Origin of the sequence: Paenibacillus luteus, from assembly GCF_006542765.1 — a bacterium.
Taxonomy (GTDB): Bacteria; Bacillota; Bacilli; order Paenibacillales; family Paenibacillaceae; genus Pristimantibacillus; species Pristimantibacillus luteus.
Genome location: NZ_SKCD01000091.1, coordinates 1 through 576, shown reverse-complemented (window position 1 = coordinate 576; position 576 = coordinate 1). Strand labels below are relative to the sequence as shown.

Annotated in this window: 1 rRNA gene; it reads right to left on the bottom strand. The window is 55.6% G+C overall.

Features of this window, described 5'->3' with window-relative positions:
- Nucleotides 1–4 precede the first annotated feature (4 nt).
- Nucleotides 5–576: ribosomal RNA gene (locus tag E0496_RS34445) — 23S ribosomal RNA — on the bottom strand; the annotation flags it as partial.

Below are 576 nucleotides of genomic sequence, written 5' to 3'. Positions count from 1 at the left end.
TGTTTAGGATAAGCCCTCGACCGATTAGTATTCGTCAGCTCCACACATTGCTGTGCTTCCACCCCGAACCTATCAACCTCGTCGTCTTCAAGGGGTCTTACATACTGGGAAATCTCATCTTGAGGGGGGCTTCACGCTTAGATGCTTTCAGCGCTTATCCCGTCCGTACTTGGCTACCCAGCGGTGCTCCTGGCGGAACAACTGGTACACCAGCGGTACGTCCATCCCGGTCCTCTCGTACTAAGGACAGCTCCTCTCAAATTTCCTGCGCCCGCGACAGATAGGGACCGAACTGTCTCACGACGTTCTGAACCCAGCTCGCGTACCGCTTTAATGGGCGAACAGCCCAACCCTTGGGACCTACTTCAGCCCCAGGATGCGATGAGCCGACATCGAGGTGCCAAACCTCCCCGTCGATGTGGACTCTTGGGGGAGATAAGCCTGTTATCCCCAGGGTAGCTTTTATCCGTTGAGCGATGGCCCTTCCATTCGGTACCACCGGATCACTAAGCCCGACTTTCGTCCCTGCTCGACTTGTAGGTCTCGCAGTCAAGCTCCCTTATGCCTTTGCACTCT